An 18,829-nucleotide genomic window follows, 5' to 3' on the forward strand; every position below is an offset into this window, starting at 1 on the left:
GTCGCGCTTGGCGACGCGCTTTATAGGAACAGGTCGGATATGTTAGGGCAGCCGTAGGAAACCTTTGACAGTCTGAATGATCTGAGGGAAGAAATTGATCACAGCACCAATGATTGCTGCCAATGCAGTCAACGATCCGATGACACTAGCCGCAATAATCCCTGGGCTCGACCCTTCGGAGTTGTCGTCTGGGGTAGGTTCCGGAGCCGGTTGAGGATCGGGCTTCGGTGTGGGGGTAGGCGAAACTTCTGGATCCGGGGTTGCAGCAGAGCCGAAATCGACGGGAAGTGGGGTGCTGGAATCCAGGCTACGGTCAGTCTGGGAAAGCGCATGGGCTGCGAAGGTGTTGACCATATACGGAGCATCGCTTGAGGTTAGAACACCCTTTGGAATGATGAGATCAACGGTGAAACGTCCATCGCGCAATTGATCGACAGAAATATGTTGCGCTGTAATTTCGCCCTTGCGGTGAGCGGGAGTGCCTGGACGCCATGCGTTTTGGGGCTGGATTGTGACGTAGACGCCTTTAGCGGTGCCGTCGCCATAGAATCCAGAGCCATTTACGCGCACTACATTGTCCATGGTCGGATCAAGCGGCCGCTGATCGAAACTAATCTGTGGATTGGCTACCTCGGTTCCTTCGGTGCTCAATAGCTGCGTTGCACGGTACTTATCGCCCTTTTGGGTGCGTACGCGGTATTTCTTTCCTGGTTCTAGGGTGCCAGCCGATATGCGCAACTCATAGTTCAACTCGCCACCAGACACTGGAGCTGTGACTTTTAGCAGCGAGGTAGTGCCCTCGAGGTCAAGCACCTCAACATCGACCGAGTCCGTCTCAAAATAGCCACTGCCGTTAAGCCTGATCGTAGTGTCACGGGTGGCATTGATGCGATTATTAGAAAGCAGGAATTCAGGAGTGAATTCGATGGCCTTCTCAGTGATCTGGTGAGAATTAGAGACAGCACTGGCGGCGGAATCACCAGCAGCACTTTCGGCAATGATTGTTGCGGTCCAGGTGCCCTGGGTGAAACCATTGAATTCGAGCAAGGAATCTAATGGCTCAGCAGTCTTGGTGACTGTCTTAGTTCCATCGGTGAAGATGATACGGTATCCAGTAATCTTGGCCTGTCCAGCTTCACGGGGCCCATCGATCCAGCTGATCTTTAAAGATCCAGCTGCTCTCCCGTCACCGAGGATGACGCTCTGCACCGCACTAGGAACTGTTTTAACCTTAGAGCTGGCAATCTCTACTTCTGTCGATCGAGCTTCAGGCGAGTAAATCGCTTGGCCAGAAGAATCGCTCTGAATATTGCTGACTACCTTGGCGTAATAGCGACCGGCCTTGAGGCCTTCAAAAGAGGTCGACGTAATATTTTTACCCCGCGAGATGCTCTTGACCAATTCATTGGTCTCGGCGTTAAAGAGTTTGACTACGTATTCTCTAACGCGGTGATCCCTAGCAGGAGCCCATGAGACAGAAACTGAAGCATCCGAGGCTTCCGCGGTGACGTTGGTGACGGGTAGGGGGGTGAAAATGATCTCAATGGCTCGGTCAAGTCGCCGATCATTACGGAAATTCTCCGCAGTAATGCCGACAATATAACGGTCGCCCTTGGAGATATCGAAAGTATCGGCAGGAATTGTGATCTGTTTGGTGAACGTCCCATTCGTGATATCACTGGCTGACATCTTATAACTGAGTTGAGTGTCATCCTCGGTCAGCCAGGGGCGATATCCTGGCTCCCACTGCTTGGTATTCCACACCACCACATAGAAGCCTTTTTCCACAGCGCCGCCGGTTAGACCACTGCCGCTTAAAACAAAGGTGTTCTCTTTGGTGGGATCAATCAGTGGGGGGTTGAGGTTAAGGGATATATCACCTGGGTCAGCTGTGACAGTGATGCTATCGCTGGATTTGGCCGGCTCAGAGTCGCCAATTTCGTTATGGACCGCCACTGAGGCTGTATATGTGGTATTAAGTTTCAGGCCACCGATTTCAATTTCGTTAAGCTCGCCGTCAGCTTTGGCGGTGATCACTTGAGAGCCATCGTTCGGGATCAGTGTGACCATGCTGTGTTCCACTCGAGCGCCGCCATTGGAATTCCGTGACCACCAGACACGCGCTTTGGAGCCCTTGAGGAGTTCAATCTGCGGCTCATTGGGCTTCTGGGGCACCGTGATGTCGTGCGAAACCGTAAACTCCTCGGAGAAAATCGGGGTATCGGCGCCCGGGTTATTGGTCAAGGGCTCAACCTTCACCCTGTACGTGCCGGCAGGAACTTCCGTAAACACAGTCTGAGTGAATACACCGTGCTTGGGGGAAACAACTTCGCCAGATTTCGAAGGTAGAACGATAGTCGCGGTATAGCCTTTGGCCCCTGGGATAGCGTCCCAAAACACGCGGACAACTGGACCGTCAGCGAGCACGCGGGGGCGGCTTGCCTCGGGGGTTTCATTACTATCGCTTGGGCTTTCCACTGTGCTTTCGCTGGGAACTGCCTGAACTGCCTGGGCTACGGGCAGAGTGAAAAGGAGGCTGGAAGCGGTGGTTCCAGCGATAATGGCGCGACGCCATCCGACTGCAGACATAGATAAACCTTCCGACAGGACTATTTCAAATATAGGCTAGCCTACGCTCGTCTTTGAGAATTCACTAATTTCCAGATAAGCGCGGATTTGCGGAGTCCTTGGGAGGGTTGATGACTCTCTTGGAAGCCTTAAAAATTCCGACGATCAGCGTGCCTGCTACGAGACCGACAACCAAGGAAAAGAATGTATCGGTCAACCATGATACAAACCCACCCCATGCCAAGGCTTGATGGCTTAAGTGGTGGACAAAATCAATTGGAGCTGACCATCCTAGGTCAGAAAAGCCCGCAAGCAGGATATGTCCTCCAACCCACAGCATGGCGAACAGGCCCACGACAGAAATGATGTCGAGTACCTTGGGCATCCCCGCGACTAGCGCCCGGCCAGTGCGTTGGGCAAAAAGAGAATCCCTAGTCATGAGGCTAAGGCCGAGATCATCCATCTTCACAAGGAGGCTCACCGACCCGTAGACGCCGACGGTAACAGCAAGCGCTACGACTACGAGAATGGCTGCTTCTTTCCAGAGAGGTTGATCTGCGACCTCATTCAAACTAATGACCATAATTTCCGCTGAAAGGATGAGATCTGTGGTAATTGCACCGCGAACAAGAGCCTTTTCATCCTTGAGTGCGGCCTTTTCTTGATGATGCTCATGACCACTGATCATCTCTAGAAATTTCTCTGCTCCCTCAAAGCAAAGATAAAAACCACCGAGCATTAGAATGGGTACGAGGAGCCATGGCGCTAAGGTATTCAAGATCAGGGCGATCGGTAAAATAACAATGAGTTTGTTAAATAGCGACCCCTTGGTGATTCGCCAGATTATGGGAAGCTCCCTGGCAGGGCTGACACCCTCCACGAAGCGCGGAGTAACAGCGGTGTCGTCGATGACAAGACCTGCCGCCTTGGCGGAGGTCTTGGCTGCCGAGGCAGCAATATCATCCACACTCGAGGCGGCAGTTTTTGCGATGAGTGCGATATCGTCGAGAAGTGCAGCGAGTCCGCCAGCCATAAAATTGTCCTTATATATATGGGATTTGTGGTACTTACGTGGTTACTATAGCGAATCTAACTGCGCGGGCGGGTGGGGGTAGAGATAAGGTTGGCCACTTCTGATGAGTAGTCTTCATCGGTTTTATCCGTTAGTATCACTAGCTGTACGCCATAATAATGAGCGTATCCCGGGTGCTCTTTTCCGCCGCCAAACGGAGGAAGAGGTGCTGAGATCAAACCGATTGAACCTGATCTGTGTGTAATGCCAGCGTTAGGGAGAAAGAGAGACTAACCATGCTTAATTGGCGTGTTATTGATATTGTCATCGCGGCCGTTCTAGGTGTCGCAACTGGACTCATCTTCTGGGTCTGGAATTCCATCGGTTATGCCTGGTACGAGGCTGCCAACGCACTGACCCCTGGTTTCGGCGGAATTTCCGTGGGTATCTGGTTGATGGGTGGTGTCCTCGGTGGGTTGATCATTCGTAAGCCAGGCGCTGCGATTTTCGTTGAGGTACTGGCTGCCTGTGTATCTGCCGGCCTAGGTAACCAGTGGGGAATCGAGACCGTCTATTCGGGTCTCGCCCAAGGCATCGGAGCAGAACTCATCTTTGCCGCTTTTGTGTATAAGCGATTCGGCCTAGGGGTAGCTGCACTATCGGGTATTGGTGCGGCAGTTGGAGCCTTTATTCTAGAACTTTTCCTATCCGGAAACCTTGCCAAGACCTTCGAGTTCAACCTCATTTATTTGGCGTCCATGTCCGTTTCGGGTGCCATTCTCGCGGGCGTTCTGTCCTTCTATCTGGTCAAGGCCCTTGCTGCTACCGGAGCGCTGGATCGTTTCGCTGCAGGACGCGAACGCCAGAATCTCGTCTAGCTGTCCGCCATTAGCTGCTCCGATCCGGGGGAGTGGCTGATCTCGGAGGTCGGGCATATCGCTTCTTAGCGAAGGTTCCTACTGTCACTACAGTAAGGGCACTGAGTGTTATCACTGCGGAGAGTGCTAGTGAAGGTCGACTTAGTTCCAGTACAAAAATAGCCGCGAAAATCCAGCTCTGCTGGCTTATTGCCAAGGCGCAGAAAGCGCCGAATAGGGCCAAAGCCACAGGGCTGGTATTCCACAATGAGGCGGTCATAGCGCCCCCGGCAGCGCCCAAGGCTAAAGCGGGAGTGAGCACTCCGCCCCGAGCGCCCGACGATAGCATTGCTAGCGTTAGTGCAAGTTTGGCGATAATTAATATCAGAGCATATGTGGGGTCGAGACCGAGTAAGGCTTGTTCCACAATGAGCTGCCCGTTACCGGTTACCGGGGGAATATAGGTTGCTGTTATCCACACAGTTGCGCAAGCTAGTGGGATGCTCAGGAGCGTGATGGAGCTGGTGGCACGGAGTGACCTCGAGCCTAATTCACGCAATAACAATCCCAGCGTCATAGCCATCAGTGCGGTGAAAAGATATGCTCCCAGGTCTTCGGTGCTGATTGGAGATTCGGTAACTGAATAGATGGTTCCTACATCAAGAACTAGCCACGAGGTTAGGGTGGCTACGCCAGCCATCAGAGCGCATACCAGAAAATTCCGCACGGTTCGGGTTATAGGGAGCAACAAAAACGCGTAGAGTGCTCCAGCTAGTGGCACATTGTAGACTGCTGCCAAACCACCTCCAGCGGCGCCAGCGATGACGACCCTGTCCATACGTGAGCTCAGCGCGGCTGCTACCTGCCGAGGCGCCTGTTCGCGACCCAATGACGCACCGAGACCAACAAGAAGGAGTTGCATGGTCGCATCGATAAGAGTGGGCACTACTGGCAGCGGCCCTCCAGTAGTTATCGCTGAAGCTACACTAATACTCCAACGGCGGCTGATCATCAGCCACGCACCCGCCGCCACCACCCCGGCGGGAAGAAGCAAGATCGGGTTAAGGCACGCGATATTCTCGATGAGGAGGCTGGTGGCCGCTCCAACCAAACCAGCGGTAACTCCGAAGAAAAGCGCAGATAGTAAAAGTGAGAACATCCTTGAGGACCAGTAGTAGTGAATATACAGATTAAACTCGATCGCTTTAGTTTCCGTCACGCAAGCCGAAAAAAGCCAGCGCTTAACCAATTAAGTCTCAGCATAAAGGCTGGCGAGAAGATCCTGCTACTTGGGGCCTCTGGGTCGGGAAAATCGACCCTTCTGGCAGCCCTAGCCGGGGTACTCGGTGCTGATGAAGGGGATACAAGTGGCCACCTTGAGGTATCAGGGATCGTAGGCATGGTGCTCCAAGATCCAGATTCACAAGTTATCGCCTCCAAGGTCGGAGACGATATTGCCTTTGGATGCGAGAATTTGCAGGTTCCAGCCGAGGAGATTTGGCCTCGAGTGCGCCAGTCCCTCGATATGGTTGGCCTAGATCTTCCCTTAGACCACCCTACGGCTGAGTTATCGGGCGGGCAAAAGCAGCGTCTGGCCTTAGCAGCTGTTCTTGCCATGGGCGCAGATATCATCCTCCTCGATGAGCCCACCGCGAATCTTGACCCCGAGGGAGTGGAGGAGGTCGTGCGTGCTGTCGATCAGGTCATCGCGGAAACCGGCGCCACCCTCATCATTGTCGAACATCGCGTGCACACCTGGGCGCGAACTGTCGATCGAGCGCTCGTGCTTGTCGACGGTATCCTGCAAGCTGATGCACCACTTCACGAAATTTCTACCTCTCATGGGCGCATGCTCGCCGAGCAAGGGGTATGGATGCCAGGACACGACCCACAGCTGCCACCAGCACAAAGCCCCTGCACCTTCGATAAACAGGAATGGGCGATAAAGACCTCAGGTCTCGTCACTGGATGGGATCGTCCACTCTCACAGCGCGATGTTCGTATACGCCTAGGGTCATCAACAGTGATTACCGGCCCTAATGGAGCTGGGAAGTCGACCCTCATGCTCACTCTCGCCGGACTTCTCAAACCCTTGGGTGGAACGATCAGTTTTCATGAGCAAATTGCTCGCGGCCTGAAAAAGCAGCCTATTCAGTGGAGTTCAGAACAACTATCACAACGCATTGGCTGCGTCTTCCAAGACCCAGAGCACCAATTCGTTGCCCGATCCGTGCGCGAAGAACTCCTCGTGGGAGCAGGCAACGGTAAGGGTAAAGATATTAGTCAGGCTGAGTATGATCGAGCCGACGAGATTCTGCAACGCTTACGCTTAGATCACCTTGCTCAGGCTAATCCTTTTACGCTTTCAGGAGGACAGAAGCGACGTCTCTCGGTAGCAACAACCTTGGTCAAATCACCGCAGCTGATTTTCCTCGACGAACCGACTTTCGGCCAAGATCGCAATACTTTCATAGAGCTCGTTACTTTGCTTAGGGAACTAACGGATCACGGAGTCACCGTGGTATCAATTTCTCACGATCGACTTTTCGTTGAGGCGATGGCCGATGAAGAGGTCAAACTATGACAACCACAACCACCAAAAATCACGACACGCTGATTTCACGCTTCAACCCGGTGGCGCGTATCGCAGCTGTGGCGGTATTTACCACTCCCTTACTGCTAAGCGTTGACGTTGTTAGCGCCGCAGTGGCGCTCCTGATCACCTTGATCGCTGCGCCATTTTTGGGAGTGCCGCTACTGACTCTGCTGAAAAATGCCCGTCCCATTCTCTTCCTCACTCCCATCGCAGGTATATCGATGGCGCTATACGGAAGGCCTGAGGGTAGAGAATATTTCTCTTTCTTCTTCGCTCATGTGACCGACAACTCCCTCCAGCTCGCTGCTGCCATTATGGTGCGCGTCCTCGCGGTTGCGCTTCCTGTTTTGGTTATGATGGGTCGAATTGACCCCACGGCTTTAGGGGACTCCTTAACCCAAAACTTAAAACTGCCGCACACTTTTGTGATCGCGGCGGTCGCTGGTGGACGACTGATCAGCCTCTTCCAGCGAGATTTGGAAACGATGCGGCGCTCACGCCGTATTCGAGGCATCGATAATAGAGGGGTGCTGACAACCACGATCGCTTTAACATTCGGACTCCTCGTGCTCGCTCTTAGGCGCGGTGCTAAATTGGCAACCGCTATGGAGGCGCGCGGTTTCGGCCGCTACCCTGAGCGCACCAAGGCCCGTGTCTCCTCATGGAACCCTCGAGATACTCTGCTGCTCGTTGGATGCTTCGTTGCATCTCTTATGAGTCTCGGGGTAGCTATCTATACCGGATCCTTCCATTTTCTTGGCGCATGATTATTCTCATCGATGGTCGCAGTGGATCCGGGAAGACAACCTTAGCTGCCACATTGTCTAGAGTTTTAGATTACGAGGTTATTCACCTAGACGATTTTTACCCGGGATGGGAGGGCCTAGCGGCTGGTCGAGAGATAGTGGCACGATCAATTCTCCAAGCGAACCGCGCCGGCTACTTCCGGTGGAATTGGGAGGAGAATAAGCGCGGGGAGTGGGTACCAGTGGATATGAGCGCCTTGAAAAATCCTCGACGAGGCCTCATTGTTGAAGGGGTCGGTGCCATCAGTCTGGAAGCAATTAAAGCTGCTCGCCGTTTTTGTAGAACGCACCTTATTCTCTTGGAACTCGAGACCGAACAAAGGAAAAAGCGCGCCTTAGACCGTGATCCTGACTATGCCCCTTACTGGGATCTGTGGGCACGCCAAGAGGATGAACACTTCGAGGAGCTGGAGAAGCTCATTGCTACCTCTGCTCATGCCCAGTACTTCTCCAATCTCCAGCGCATACGGGGTTGAGAGAATAGCAGCAATGCCGGCTTCGATTTTAGCAACACGCTTTAATAAGCGGGATAGGGGGAGACGGTTATCGAGGATCCGAGACTCTCTCTAGCGTCACCTAATACCAATCGTTTGAAAGAATTTCGTCGAACAAAGATCGCCGGGGGTAGGGGTAGCATTACCCCTACTCGTTCACGATGTTTTCGCAGCACACAGCGAAATGGAAGGGGGTATAAGCTGAAATTGTTCCCTAGGTAACTTTTGATTGTTTTGCATGAGATAGATCACCCTATAGGGTTGATGATAAGCAACCGACGAAGTACGCTTCGTCTTTTTTATTTTCAACGAAAGGGCTGCTTAATGTCTCTCAAGAAAACTATCGCGGTAGGCGCAGGTACATCACTAGCGTTTATCCTTGCAGCGTGTGCTACCGACGCCGATTCAAACTCCGCATCCGACGATCAAAAGATGAGCGCCACGAATTACATCACCGCTTTTGGTACTGAGCCTCAAAACGCTCTCATCCCGGCGGATACCAGCGAAACTGGTGGAGGCCGAATAGTCGAGCTTATTTACTCGGGTCTGCTCTACTATGACGCGGCGGGTGAAACGCACAACGATATGGCTAAATCCATTGAGCTTGAAGGCGACAAGACCTATGTAGTCACTCTGAAAGACGACATCAGCTTCGCGGACGGCACTCCAGTAACTGCCCAAGATTTCGTGGATACCTGGAGCTATAGTGTGGAAAATTCTCTCCGCAACGCCTTTTTCTTCGAACCCATCAAGGGTTTTGAAGAAGGCAAGCCACTCGAGGGTTTGACAGTAGTTGATGAGAAGACCTTTAAGATCGAGTTGAATCAGCCCGAGTCCGATTTCCCCTCTCGCTTAGGTTACTCTGCTTTCTACCCACTGCCTGCCGTTGCCTTCGATGATATCGAGGCTTTCGGTGAGTCCCCCGCAGGTAATGGTCCGTATAAACTCGCGGAGTGGAATCACAACCAAGACGCCCTTCTTGTTCCTAACGAGAATTACGACGGCCCCCGTAAGGCACTAAATGACGGCATTAAATTTGTCTTCTATGCCTCCCAGGACGCGGCTTATGCTGATTTGCTGTCCGGTAACCTTGATATCTTAGACGCCATCCCCGACACCGCCTTTGCTTCCTTCGAATCCGAATTGGGCGAGCGGGCTGTCAACCAACCTGCGGCTATCTTCCAATCTGTTACCATTCCTTATAGCCTCGAGCACTTCACCGGAGAAGAGGGCGTGCTACGCCGCGAAGCGATCTCGCTGTCGATTAATCGTGAAGAAGTGACCAAAGCTATCTTCGATGGCACTCGCACTCCAGCTACCGATTATTCGTCTCCTGTCATTCCAGGCCACTCCGATTCTCTTAAAGGCTCCGAGGTGCTGGAATACAACCCAGAAAAGGCCAAGGAGCTGTGGGCCAAAGCCGATGAAATCGCACCCTATGAGGGCGAATTTACTATTGCCTACAACTCCGATGGCGGACACCAAGCATGGGTGGACGCGGTAGCTAACCAAATCAAGAATACGCTCGGTATTCAGGCGGTGGGATCCCCGTATCCAGATTTCAAATCCCTGCGTGACGATGTCACCTCTGGCAATGTCACCGGCGCTTACCGCACCGGATGGCAGGCAGATTATCCCTCACTCGCGAACTTCCTGGTTCCACTGTACGCCACGGGTGCATCGTCGAATGATGGCGGATATTCTAATCCCGAGTTCGATGCTCTCCTAACCTTAGGTAATGGGGCAGACACCGTAGAAGACGGACGGTCCTACTTCCTGGAAGCACAGGAAGTCCTGCTCCAAGACTTGCCTGTCCTGCCCCTGTGGTATTCCAACGTCACCGCTGGTTATAGCGAAGAAGTCACAGATGTTGCCTTCGGGTGGAATAGCCAGCCTGTTTACTACATGGTGAAAAAGGCCTAGATACCTTAGAGCTCCTTCGTAGCTCATGATTGTGGCCCCGTGCGTACTCACATGCGCGGGGCCAGAGTCCTTTTATAATACTTCAATTCATAAGGAACTAATCCAATGTTGCGCTATATTGGCCGCCGCGTTCTACAGATGATTCCGGTATTCTTTGGCGCCACCCTGCTGCTCTATGCCTTGGTATTTCTCATGCCTGGCGATCCCGTAGAGGCTTTAGGGGGCGAACGCGGGCTCACTGACGCCGCCCGCGAGAGAATTACCGCCGAATATAATCTGGACAAGCCCTTCATCATCCAATATTTGCTGTATATCAAGGGCGTATTCATGCTCGATTTCGGAACGACCTTCTCCGGACGTCCCGTAGCCGAAGCGATGGCAAATGCCTTTCCCGTCACTATCAAACTGGCCATGATGGCACTGATCTTTGAAGCCGTCCTCGGAGTCCTCTTCGGCGTTGTTGCTGGTATGCGCCGTGGCGGAATTTTCGATTCCACGGTTCTTGTGACCTCACTTATCGTGATTGCAGTGCCTTCCTTCGTCATAGGCTTTCTTTTTCAATTTCTCATCGGCGTCAAGTGGGGGATTCTGCCGCCCACCGTCGGCGCCCGCGAAACCTTTGTCAACCTCCTCATGCCCGCGGCGGTGCTAGGTGCCTTATCCTTCGCTTACGTTGTGCGACTCACGCGACAATCCGTGAGTGAAAACCTCCGCGCAGATTTCGTGCGTACTGCCAGGGCCAAAGGACTTGCCAGCGGTACGGTAACGCGACGTCACGTGCTGCGTAACTCGCTGATACCAGTGGCAACCTTCCTCGGCGCCGACTTAGGCGCGCTCATGGGCGGGGCCATTATCACCGAAGGCATTTTTGGAATCAACGGAGTAGGTGGAGCGATCTATCAAGCAATTTTGAAAGGCGAGCCCACGACTGTCGTTTCCTTTACCACCGTGCTGGTGATCGTATATATCATCGCTAACCTCGCCGTAGATCTTCTCTACGCTGTGCTGGACCCAAGGATTCGCTATGCATAATTCTCATAATCCCCGTACTCTTCCAGGCCAAGAGCGTTTTATTGCTCACACTGATGAGACAGGCCTTGGCGCCGTTGACGCAGTTGCCGATGAATCTGCGCCTACTTCCGTCTGGGGTGAAGCGTGGCGCTACTTGCGCCGGCGACCACTATTTTGGGTCGCGGGGTCCCTTATCCTGATAGCTCTCGCTCTCGCAGCAATCCCACAGCTTTTCACCTCAACGGATCCCACTTTCTGTCAGCTGGCTAACTCACTAGATAGTCCGCGCTCCGGACACCCCTTCGGTTTTGACCGACAGGGCTGTGATATCTATGCCCGCGTTGTCTACGGGGCGCGTGCTTCCGTGGCCGTGGGGGTTTTGACAACCTTGGCTGTCGTTGTGATCGGTACCACGGTGGGCGCCCTAGCCGGCTATTTCGGTGGAATTATTGACGCTATTTTGTCGAGAGTCACCGATATTTTCTATGCAGTACCTCTCGTTCTTGCTGCTATCGTGGTGATGCAAATGTTCAAAGAATATCGTACGATCATCACCGTCGTTTTAGTACTCACCATGTTCGGCTGGACATCAATTGGTCGTATTACCCGCGGTGCCGTTTTGGAAACTAAAAATGAGGAATTCGTGACGGCGGCGCGTGCCGTGGGAGCTTCTCGGTGGAAAATTCTCACCTCACATATCCTCCCCAACGCCGCTGCTCCCATCATTGTCTATGCCACGGTCGCCTTAGGTACCTTTATCGTGGCCGAAGCAACCCTGTCCTTTTTAGGCATAGGATTGCCGCCCACCGTTGTCTCCTGGGGCGGCGATATTGCCAAGGCACAGGCCTCATTGCGCACCCAGCCAATGGTGTTGTTCTATCCGGCTGTGGCCCTCGGGGCTACCGTCTTGAGCTTTATCATGATGGGCGATGTGGTCCGTGATGCACTCGATCCTAAAGCCCGTAATAAGTAGGACAACAAAGAGATGACCCAACCACAACCAACCCTGCCCGCCCCGTTGCTGGAATTGCAGGATCTCAAGATCTCCTTCGAGTCCACCACTGGAACAGTCGAGGCAGTGCGCGGGATCAACCTGACAATCTATCCCGGCCAATCTGTGGCCATTGTGGGAGAATCTGGTTCCGGCAAATCCACGACCGCTATGAGCATCATTGGCCTGCTACCAGGGTCAGGAAAAGTGACTGGCGGTAGCATTACATTTGAAGGTCGCGATATCACGCACCTGTCCGAGAAAGAGCTCAATGAACTCCGAGGTTCCGATATTGGCCTGGTGCCGCAGGACCCCATGAGTAACCTCAACCCAGTATGGCGCGTGGGTACTCAAATCAAAGAGTCGCTCAAAGCAAACAAAGTTGTCCCACAGGCCGAAATGGACGAGCAGGTTGCGGAGCTCTTAAAAGAGGCCGGACTCCCGGATGCGAAACGCCGCGCCAAGCAGTTTCCACACGAATTTTCTGGCGGTATGCGCCAGCGTGCGCTCATAGGCATGGGCCTAGCAGCTCGTCCTAAATTGCTGATTGCTGACGAGCCCACCTCTGCGCTTGACGTAACCGTGCAAAAACGTATCCTCGATCACCTGGGAAATCTCACCAAAGACTTAGGAACCGCCGTACTCTTTATCACCCACGACCTAGGTTTGGCTGCCGAGCGTGCGGAGCACCTCGTGGTTATGCACCGCGGTCGCGTAGTTGAATCAGGTTCTTCTATTGAGATCCTCCAGAACCCGCAGCATCCCTATACGCAGCGTTTAGTGGATGCCGCTCCGTCCCTAGCCTCAGCGCGCATCCAGTCTGCCCAAAAGCGAGGGCTCACTCCAAAGGAGCTGTTAAGGCGAAAGCGCGAGAATGACCACGAGGAGATCATCCGAGTGGAGAATCTCACGCGCGAATTCAAAGTTCGCGGCGCGCGTGGGAGTAAATCGATACTCAAAGCTGTAGATAATGTGAGCTTTGGCTTGAAAAAGGGTACGACCCTCGCCCTCGTAGGAGAGTCGGGCTCTGGGAAGTCGACAGTAGCGAATGTGGTACTCAATCTTTTAGACCCCAGCTCCGGTAAAATCTATTACAAGGGAACTGATCTTTCTACTCTCAACGAGAAGGAACTTTTCGCCATGCGCCGGAAGCTACAGGTGGTTTTCCAAAACCCCTATGGTTCCCTGGACCCCATGTACTCCATCTACCGGTGTATCGAAGAGCCTCTCATCGTGCACAAGGTAGGGAATCGACAGGAGCGGGAAAACAGAGTCGCGGAACTCCTCGACATGGTGGCAATGCCTCGATCGGCTATGCGCAGATATCCAAATGAATTGTCGGGAGGCCAGCGCCAGCGTATCGCCGTTGCTCGCGCACTCGCCCTCAATCCTGAAGTTGTGGTCCTGGACGAGGCTGTATCGGCATTGGATGTGTTGGTCCAGCATCAAATCCTACAATTACTCGCAGATTTGCAGGAAAACCTCGGCTTAAGCTATCTATTTATCACTCATGATCTCGCGGTGGTTCGCCAGACCGCTGATGAGGTGGTTGTCATGAAGAAGGGCAAAGTAGTCGAACAAGGAACCGCCGACCAACTATTCCTTAATCCACAGCAAGAATACACCCGCGATCTTATCGATTCGGTTCCGGGCTTAGGTATCGAACTAGGTGTCGATTTATAAGCCATCGCCTTGGTAGAGAAAAGCCCCTGATAAAAAGGGGCTTTCTTTCCTACTCTAACTACTCAGGATCGCACCTGGGGTGAGTACGCGGATATCGAATTGGTAATTAAGTAAACTCTCGATAGCTGAGATGCCCACCGGGGGGACCGCGGGGAGAGGAACAACAGTAGGCGACTGGCTGGCGTCGATAAGCGGGGCAGGTCGATCGATGATCACCGGAGCTGGGATGCCTGCGTGTCGGCTGATCCACGAACTATGCTCGGCCACTGGGGTAATAAAACCCACCGTGCCAGGTTCGGTCATGGCGGATTGAACACCCGCGAGTGCTCCGCTGTCGTCGAAGAGAGGTCCGCCAGAATCTCCCTGGCTAATACGTCCGCCGGTAAAGTTCGATTCTATAATTGTGACCGTATCTAGGGGCGCTGGAAGACGGTGCACACGCCGGGTGATATGGGCGTCAGCGGTTGTTGCCTGACCATTGGGGTGAGCACCGAAGCCGGTGAGGATGCCATGTTCACCAGGGAGGAGGTGGGATGATGACAGCGGGACCGCTCGCGCTGAGGTAGGGCGATGAAGCCGCAACAGAGCTAGATCATCATGAGGGTGCAGCACTGCCTCAGTGGGATAAAAATTCTCCCCCTTAATTCGGATCAACGAGGGTCCCTGATGCACACAATGCTTGGCGCTAAGTACCCACGTTGGGGCGATTACCGTGCCCGAGCATTGTGAGTGACCGAGCACGACTAAGGCTACCGATTCGTTGGGTATATAACGCCCACCCATGACCGCGTGCGCTTCTGGTACAGATCCAAGGCTAGAGCCAAATAATAGTGATATCCCCAGCATGACAGTGGTACTGAGCAAACGAATAATTTTCATGAGTAAGTATCTGCTATCTCTATCTATAGGGCAAGACAGTGCTACGCCCAGGTTGTCTGTGAAACTAGGGTGCTTTAGGAAACGAGTTCGCGCTCTAGTATTAGGTTGATGGCTTCTTCTCTGTGGCGCCCATAATCACACAGCCGAAAGAGGTAGGCTATCTTTCTCGCACTTTCGCGTGCATGTGGACGCACACGGTAGTGCTTCAACATAGGCCCAGTCGGGGTGTCGTTATGGTTAGGATCATCTTTAGTCTCGTGGAGCCGTGTGGCTCCATGTTTGTGGGGGTGGCTAAAGCTCACTCGGAATCTCGAGCGGTATAACCTTCGAATATCGGTGAGCATAGCTGGGAGTCTACCCGCGAGAGGTTCAGAAGTGAAGGAAGTGACTCCAGGGATCTTAGGAATTCGCAGCAGGGGACAAGGTAACCGCTTTGGCCCATTGAATATCTATCCCCTGGGAGTACATCCACCGTGTTGGATCATCCCCATAGCGGGTTATTCCCTCTACAGCTCTCAGCGTGGACTCGATTGCCATCTCAGCATCATCAGCGGAAATTAGCCCTGCCGACGTCGCGGCGGCGAGCTCATCAATATCAAGAACCTCGATACTATTGCCACGGATCCACATGAGATCCACGTAGAGATCGCGCGTGGTCCACGTATCCGCTTTGATATCTATGTCCACGACGTCGATATAAATATCTTCACGCTTTTTAACCGAGTCTCGGTAGTGAAATTTATTTGCCCGTAGGCCTATTTTTGGCAATAACCACGATTCTAGGTAACCAAACTGAGGGTGATCGGCGCCGCGAGCCATATACAGTCCACATGGAGTCGTGCGGTAGGAATCTACAGCGCGACTAAAACCCTTGGGGTCGATATTGATCTTGGATTCCAGATCAAATACTTCTTCCTTGATGGGATGGAGATCGACCATTATTTAACCTCGAAAGCTACGCTAGTAGGGGCAAAGGTGCAATATGTTGCACTTTCCCCTTCTATCGTGCTCATCCCTCCATCCATTACGGCTACAATGTGCCCGCGTCCCGTTGGAGCAGTGGCAGTTGCGGTCGCTGGCCCCTCTGGGTTGATACCCTTCTGGTCAAGGATGATCTCTCCGCTGGTGAGCGTGCTGAGATTAAACCACCGTACTCGCATATCAGACCGATCCAAGGTGCCAGTTCCTAATGCTGTAAAGACGAAAGCGGTCTCCCCATCAGCCACTCCCGGTAGGGGGAGCGAGGCGGGTCCTGGCACTGCGATGGCACTACCGACTGAGTCTAGCTCTCCTCCTATACAGCTACGGGCAACGGTGGGCCACCCAAACTGGAAGAAGCGGGGACCGTCAGCCGGAAGATCTACACCCGGTTTCCCCTCGCCTTTAAAGAAGCCCACCCCAGCCATGATGGCGGTGCGAAGCATATCCGGCAACGGCGCGGATTGTGCAAAGGTTGCAGCTTGGTCGAGGAGGTGAGCCTTCGGGCGCCCTAGATTATCGATGGGCCAAGCGGGATACTGGCTCAAATCAATCGCTGGAGGCACAGTGATATGTGATTGCGATGATAAGGCGGGCTCCGCGGCGTGAGCGACCGGACCCAAAGCAGCAGGGATGAGAAGGCCTGCGGTGGCAACTAGTAATGATGCAGCTTTTTTTCTGAACATAGTGGGGCCGTCTCCTGCAAGTGCCAAAGGTTGGAAGCGATAGGAAAGGTCGATCGCCTTTCCCGTGACTTAGAATATTGTGTCCGAAGAATCTTTGCTGAGCAGTGTGGGATTCACCCCTAGGCCTCTCAGATAAAGTTCTCAAATCTAATACTTTTCTAGCACAATTGTCCCACTTATAACAGGGATCGGTTGTTTTCCAGTAGCGGATTGAGGTGACTAGAGCGATCGATCATTGCAAAGTAAAGGTGCACGCTGGAACCTAAATGGGGCCGAAAGTAGCCATGATTGGCCGTGGTGGAGTAGGGTTGTACCGTTATTTTTCTTTCCTTTATAGTGGGAGCACCTCTTGAGTCATCCAGAATTTCGCAACGTTGCCATCGTCGCACACGTCGACCACGGCAAAACTACCCTCGTGAACGCCATGCTAGAGCAGTCCGGCGTTTTCGGTGACCGCGGTGAGGTCACCGATCGGGTCATGGATTCGGGTGACCTTGAGAAAGAAAAGGGCATCACCATCCTGGCAAAGAACACTGCCATTCGTCGCAAAGGATTAGGCAAAGACGGCCAAGACCTCGTTATCAACGTTATCGATACACCAGGTCACGCCGATTTCGGCGGTGAGGTCGAACGTGGCCTATCCATGGTTGACGGCGTTGTTCTCCTCGTTGATTCCTCTGAGGGGCCACTACCACAAACTCGCTTCGTGCTCGGCAAAGCGCTCGCCGCCAAAATGCCCGTCATTATCGTGGTCAATAAAACCGATCGCCCCGATGCTCGTATTGACGAAGTTGTGGAAGAGTCTCAGGATCTGCTCCTCGAGCTGGCCTCTTCTCTTGATGATCCCGAGGCTGCGCAGGCTGCCGAGCAGCTGCTCGACCTCCCGGTGCTCTATGCTTCCGGACGTGAAGGCCGCGCCTCTACCAAGAATCCTGGGAATGGAAACGTGCCAGACGCTCCAGACCTTCAAGCACTCTTCGATGTCATCTACGAGGCACTCCCAGAACCATCAGCAACCATCGATGCGCCACTCCAGGCCCACGTGACAAACTTGGATTCATCCTCCTTTTTAGGGCGTATCGGGCTCGTTCGCATTCACTCCGGCCACCTGAAAAAGGGCCAACAGGTGGCGTGGATCCATTACGACGACGAGGGTAACCAGCACGTTAAAACCGTTAAAATCGCAGAACTGTTGCGCACCGTGGGTGTGTCCCGCGAATCCACTAATGATGAGATGGTCGCTGGCGATATCGCGGCGATCTCAGGTATCGACAATATTATGATCGGTGATACCCTCGCCGATATCGAACATCCAGTTGCGCTGCCTCGCATTACCGTCGACGAGCCCGCAATCTCTATGACCATTGGTGTTAATACCTCACCACTAGCTGGTAAAGGCGGAGGCGACAAGCTCACGGCGCGTGTTGTCAAGGCACGCTTGGACCAGGAGCTCATTGGTAACGTATCCATCAAGGTACTGCCCACCGAGCGTCCAGATACCTGGGAGGTGCAGGGGCGTGGCGAAATGGCGCTATCTGTGCTGGTAGAAACCATGCGTCGGGAAGGCTTTGAGCTCACTGTGGGCAAACCCCAGGTTGTGCTGCAGCATATCGATGGCAAAATCTACGAACCCCATGATCATATGGTTATCGACACACCATCAGAGTATCAAGGCGCAGTAACTCAGTTGCTCGCAGCCCGCAAGGGGCAGATGACGTCAATGTCTAACCTGTCGGGCGATTGGGTCCGGATGGAATTCGACGTGCCCTCTCGTGGTCTCATCGGTTTCCGTACCACCTTCCTCACGGAAACCCGTGGTGCAGGCATAGCCAACTCGTACTCGATCGAAGCTCGCCCATGGGCGGGGGAAATCAAGGGTCGCGCCTCGGGCTCCCTCGTGGCCGATCGTTCCGGTCAAATTACAGCTTATGCCCTTCAGCAATTGTCCGATCGCGGCAATTTCTTCGTCGAACCTGGCATGGAAGCCTACGAGGGCATGGTCGTTGGTGCCAATAACCGCGATGAAGATATGGACATCAATATTACCAAGGAAAAGAAACTCACCAATATGCGCTCGGCAACAGCCGACGCTACGGTGACTCTGGCTAAAGCGCACGTGCTATCGCTCGATGAGGCCATGGAGTTCTGTGGTCAAGACGAGTGTGTTGAGGTTACTCCGAATATCTTGCGCGTGCGCAAGGTGAACCTCAATGCTACAGAGCGAGCTCGTTCGCGTTCTCGGGAAAAAAACCGCAATAAGTAGCTTCTCGAACCCCCCTTCCACAGCAGAGTGGAAGGGGGGTTGCTTTGTCTAGACCGATGGCAGGGAGTGGACCTTCACGGGG

At 53.4% G+C, this 18,829-nt stretch carries 15 protein-coding genes and 1 riboswitch; of the genes, 9 read left to right on the forward strand and 6 right to left on the reverse strand.

Going from position 1 to position 18,829, the window contains the following annotated elements:
• Positions 1-42 precede the first annotated feature (42 nt).
• Together NXS13_RS04845 and NXS13_RS04850 are read right to left on the reverse strand one after the other, a co-directional pair.
• Positions 43-2,589: a fibronectin type III domain-containing protein gene (locus NXS13_RS04845; protein WP_259078155.1), complete on the reverse strand. Its 2,547-nt coding sequence runs from the start codon at positions 2,587-2,589 to the stop codon at positions 43-45.
• A gap of 64 nt (positions 2,590-2,653) precedes the next feature.
• The gene (locus NXS13_RS04850; protein ID WP_259078153.1) at positions 2,654-3,601 is read right to left on the reverse strand and encodes a DUF808 domain-containing protein; all 948 of its coding nucleotides are present in this window, start codon (positions 3,599-3,601) and stop codon (positions 2,654-2,656) included.
• Between the two features lie 159 nt (positions 3,602-3,760).
• Positions 3,761-3,877, forward strand: a riboswitch (TPP riboswitch).
• Here NXS13_RS04850 and NXS13_RS04855 point away from each other — a divergent pair.
• On the forward strand, positions 3,877-4,458 hold the full coding sequence (locus tag NXS13_RS04855; protein ID WP_259078151.1) for an ECF transporter S component: 582 nt from the start codon (positions 3,877-3,879) through the stop codon (positions 4,456-4,458). (Overlaps the previous riboswitch by 1 nt.)
• A 10-nt stretch (positions 4,459-4,468) precedes the next feature.
• Here the strand turns inward: NXS13_RS04855 and NXS13_RS04860 are convergent, their stop codons facing one another.
• Entirely contained in the window at positions 4,469-5,596 is a 1,128-nt protein-coding gene (locus NXS13_RS04860) for a chloride channel protein (RefSeq protein ID WP_259078148.1), read from the reverse strand.
• Positions 5,597-5,614: 18 nt separating this feature from the next.
• Between NXS13_RS04860 and NXS13_RS04865 the strand changes: the two genes are divergently transcribed.
• From NXS13_RS04865 to NXS13_RS04895, 7 genes are all read left to right on the forward strand, one after another.
• The gene (locus tag NXS13_RS04865) at positions 5,615-7,021 is read left to right on the forward strand and encodes an ABC transporter ATP-binding protein (RefSeq protein ID WP_259078146.1); all 1,407 of its coding nucleotides are present in this window, start codon (positions 5,615-5,617) and stop codon (positions 7,019-7,021) included.
• Complete coding sequence (locus NXS13_RS04870; RefSeq protein WP_259078144.1) at positions 7,018-7,800, forward strand: energy-coupling factor transporter transmembrane protein EcfT; 783 nt, start codon at positions 7,018-7,020, stop codon at positions 7,798-7,800. Before NXS13_RS04865 ends, NXS13_RS04870 begins: the two co-directional genes overlap by 4 nt.
• A complete protein-coding gene (locus tag NXS13_RS04875; RefSeq protein WP_259078143.1) occupies positions 7,797-8,315 on the forward strand; it encodes a hypothetical protein in 519 nt (172 codons plus the stop codon). The genes NXS13_RS04870 and NXS13_RS04875 overlap by 4 nt, the downstream gene beginning before the upstream one ends.
• Positions 8,316-8,657: 342 nt before the next feature.
• Positions 8,658-10,256, forward strand: coding sequence for an ABC transporter substrate-binding protein (locus NXS13_RS04880; protein WP_259158303.1), 1,599 nt, complete (start codon positions 8,658-8,660; stop codon positions 10,254-10,256).
• A 105-nt stretch (positions 10,257-10,361) separates the two neighbouring features.
• A complete protein-coding gene (locus NXS13_RS04885; protein WP_259078133.1) occupies positions 10,362-11,288 on the forward strand; it encodes an ABC transporter permease in 927 nt (308 codons plus the stop codon).
• Entirely contained in the window at positions 11,281-12,240 is a 960-nt protein-coding gene (locus NXS13_RS04890) for an ABC transporter permease (protein ID WP_259078131.1), read from the forward strand. The genes NXS13_RS04885 and NXS13_RS04890 overlap by 8 nt, the downstream gene beginning before the upstream one ends.
• 12 nt (positions 12,241-12,252) lie before the next feature.
• Positions 12,253-13,941 carry an ABC transporter ATP-binding protein gene (locus NXS13_RS04895; RefSeq protein WP_259078129.1) on the forward strand — a complete coding sequence of 563 codons (1,689 nt, stop codon included), beginning with the start codon at positions 12,253-12,255 and terminating at the stop codon, positions 13,939-13,941.
• Between the two features lie 54 nt (positions 13,942-13,995).
• Here NXS13_RS04895 and NXS13_RS04900 read toward each other — a convergent pair whose 3' ends face one another.
• From NXS13_RS04900 to NXS13_RS04910, 3 genes are all read right to left on the reverse strand, one after another.
• Positions 13,996-14,820 (reverse strand): trypsin-like serine protease, encoded by an 825-nt coding sequence (locus NXS13_RS04900; RefSeq protein ID WP_259078127.1) that lies wholly within the window; start codon positions 14,818-14,820, stop codon positions 13,996-13,998.
• 399 nt (positions 14,821-15,219) lie between these two features.
• A complete protein-coding gene (locus NXS13_RS04905) occupies positions 15,220-15,759 on the reverse strand; it encodes a DUF402 domain-containing protein (RefSeq protein ID WP_259289443.1) in 540 nt (179 codons plus the stop codon).
• Positions 15,759-16,484 (reverse strand): hypothetical protein, encoded by a 726-nt coding sequence (locus NXS13_RS04910; protein WP_259289444.1) that lies wholly within the window; start codon positions 16,482-16,484, stop codon positions 15,759-15,761. Before NXS13_RS04910 ends, NXS13_RS04905 begins: the two co-directional genes overlap by 1 nt.
• A gap of 349 nt (positions 16,485-16,833) precedes the next feature.
• Here NXS13_RS04910 and typA point away from each other — a divergent pair, with 349 nt between their 5' ends.
• Positions 16,834-18,747, forward strand: a complete 1,914-nt coding sequence (typA, locus tag NXS13_RS04915) for a translational GTPase TypA (RefSeq protein ID WP_259078113.1) — start codon at positions 16,834-16,836, stop codon at positions 18,745-18,747.
• The last annotated feature ends 82 nt before the right edge of the window (positions 18,748-18,829 follow it).

This window comes from Corynebacterium sp. ES2730-CONJ (assembly GCF_024834055.1).
Taxonomy (GTDB): domain Bacteria; phylum Actinomycetota; class Actinomycetes; order Mycobacteriales; family Mycobacteriaceae; genus Corynebacterium.

Bases quoted from the DNA above. Each gene is read 5' to 3' on its own strand.
- NXS13_RS04860 (WP_259078148.1), bottom strand. From the start codon at position 5,596: ATGTTCTCACTTTTACTATCTGCGCTTTTCTTCGGAGTTACCGCTGGT.
- NXS13_RS04875 (WP_259078143.1), top strand. From the start codon at position 7,797: ATGATTATTCTCATCGATGGTCGCAGTGGATCCGGGAAGACAACCTTA.
- NXS13_RS04880 (WP_259158303.1), top strand. From the start codon at position 8,658: ATGTCTCTCAAGAAAACTATCGCGGTAGGCGCAGGTACATCACTAGCG.
- NXS13_RS04905 (WP_259289443.1), bottom strand. From the start codon at position 15,759: ATGGTCGATCTCCATCCCATCAAGGAAGAAGTATTTGATCTGGAATCC.
- NXS13_RS04890 (WP_259078131.1), top strand. From the start codon at position 11,281: ATGCATAATTCTCATAATCCCCGTACTCTTCCAGGCCAAGAGCGTTTT.
- NXS13_RS04895 (WP_259078129.1), top strand. From the start codon at position 12,253: ATGACCCAACCACAACCAACCCTGCCCGCCCCGTTGCTGGAATTGCAG.
- NXS13_RS04850 (WP_259078153.1), bottom strand. From the start codon at position 3,601: ATGGCTGGCGGACTCGCTGCACTTCTCGACGATATCGCACTCATCGCA.
- NXS13_RS04845 (WP_259078155.1), bottom strand. From the start codon at position 2,589: ATGTCTGCAGTCGGATGGCGTCGCGCCATTATCGCTGGAACCACCGCT.
- NXS13_RS04900 (WP_259078127.1), bottom strand. From the start codon at position 14,820: ATGAAAATTATTCGTTTGCTCAGTACCACTGTCATGCTGGGGATATCA.
- NXS13_RS04910 (WP_259289444.1), bottom strand. From the start codon at position 16,484: ATGTTCAGAAAAAAAGCTGCATCATTACTAGTTGCCACCGCAGGCCTT.
- NXS13_RS04885 (WP_259078133.1), top strand. From the start codon at position 10,362: ATGTTGCGCTATATTGGCCGCCGCGTTCTACAGATGATTCCGGTATTC.
- NXS13_RS04870 (WP_259078144.1), top strand. From the start codon at position 7,018: ATGACAACCACAACCACCAAAAATCACGACACGCTGATTTCACGCTTC.
- NXS13_RS04855 (WP_259078151.1), top strand. From the start codon at position 3,877: ATGCTTAATTGGCGTGTTATTGATATTGTCATCGCGGCCGTTCTAGGT.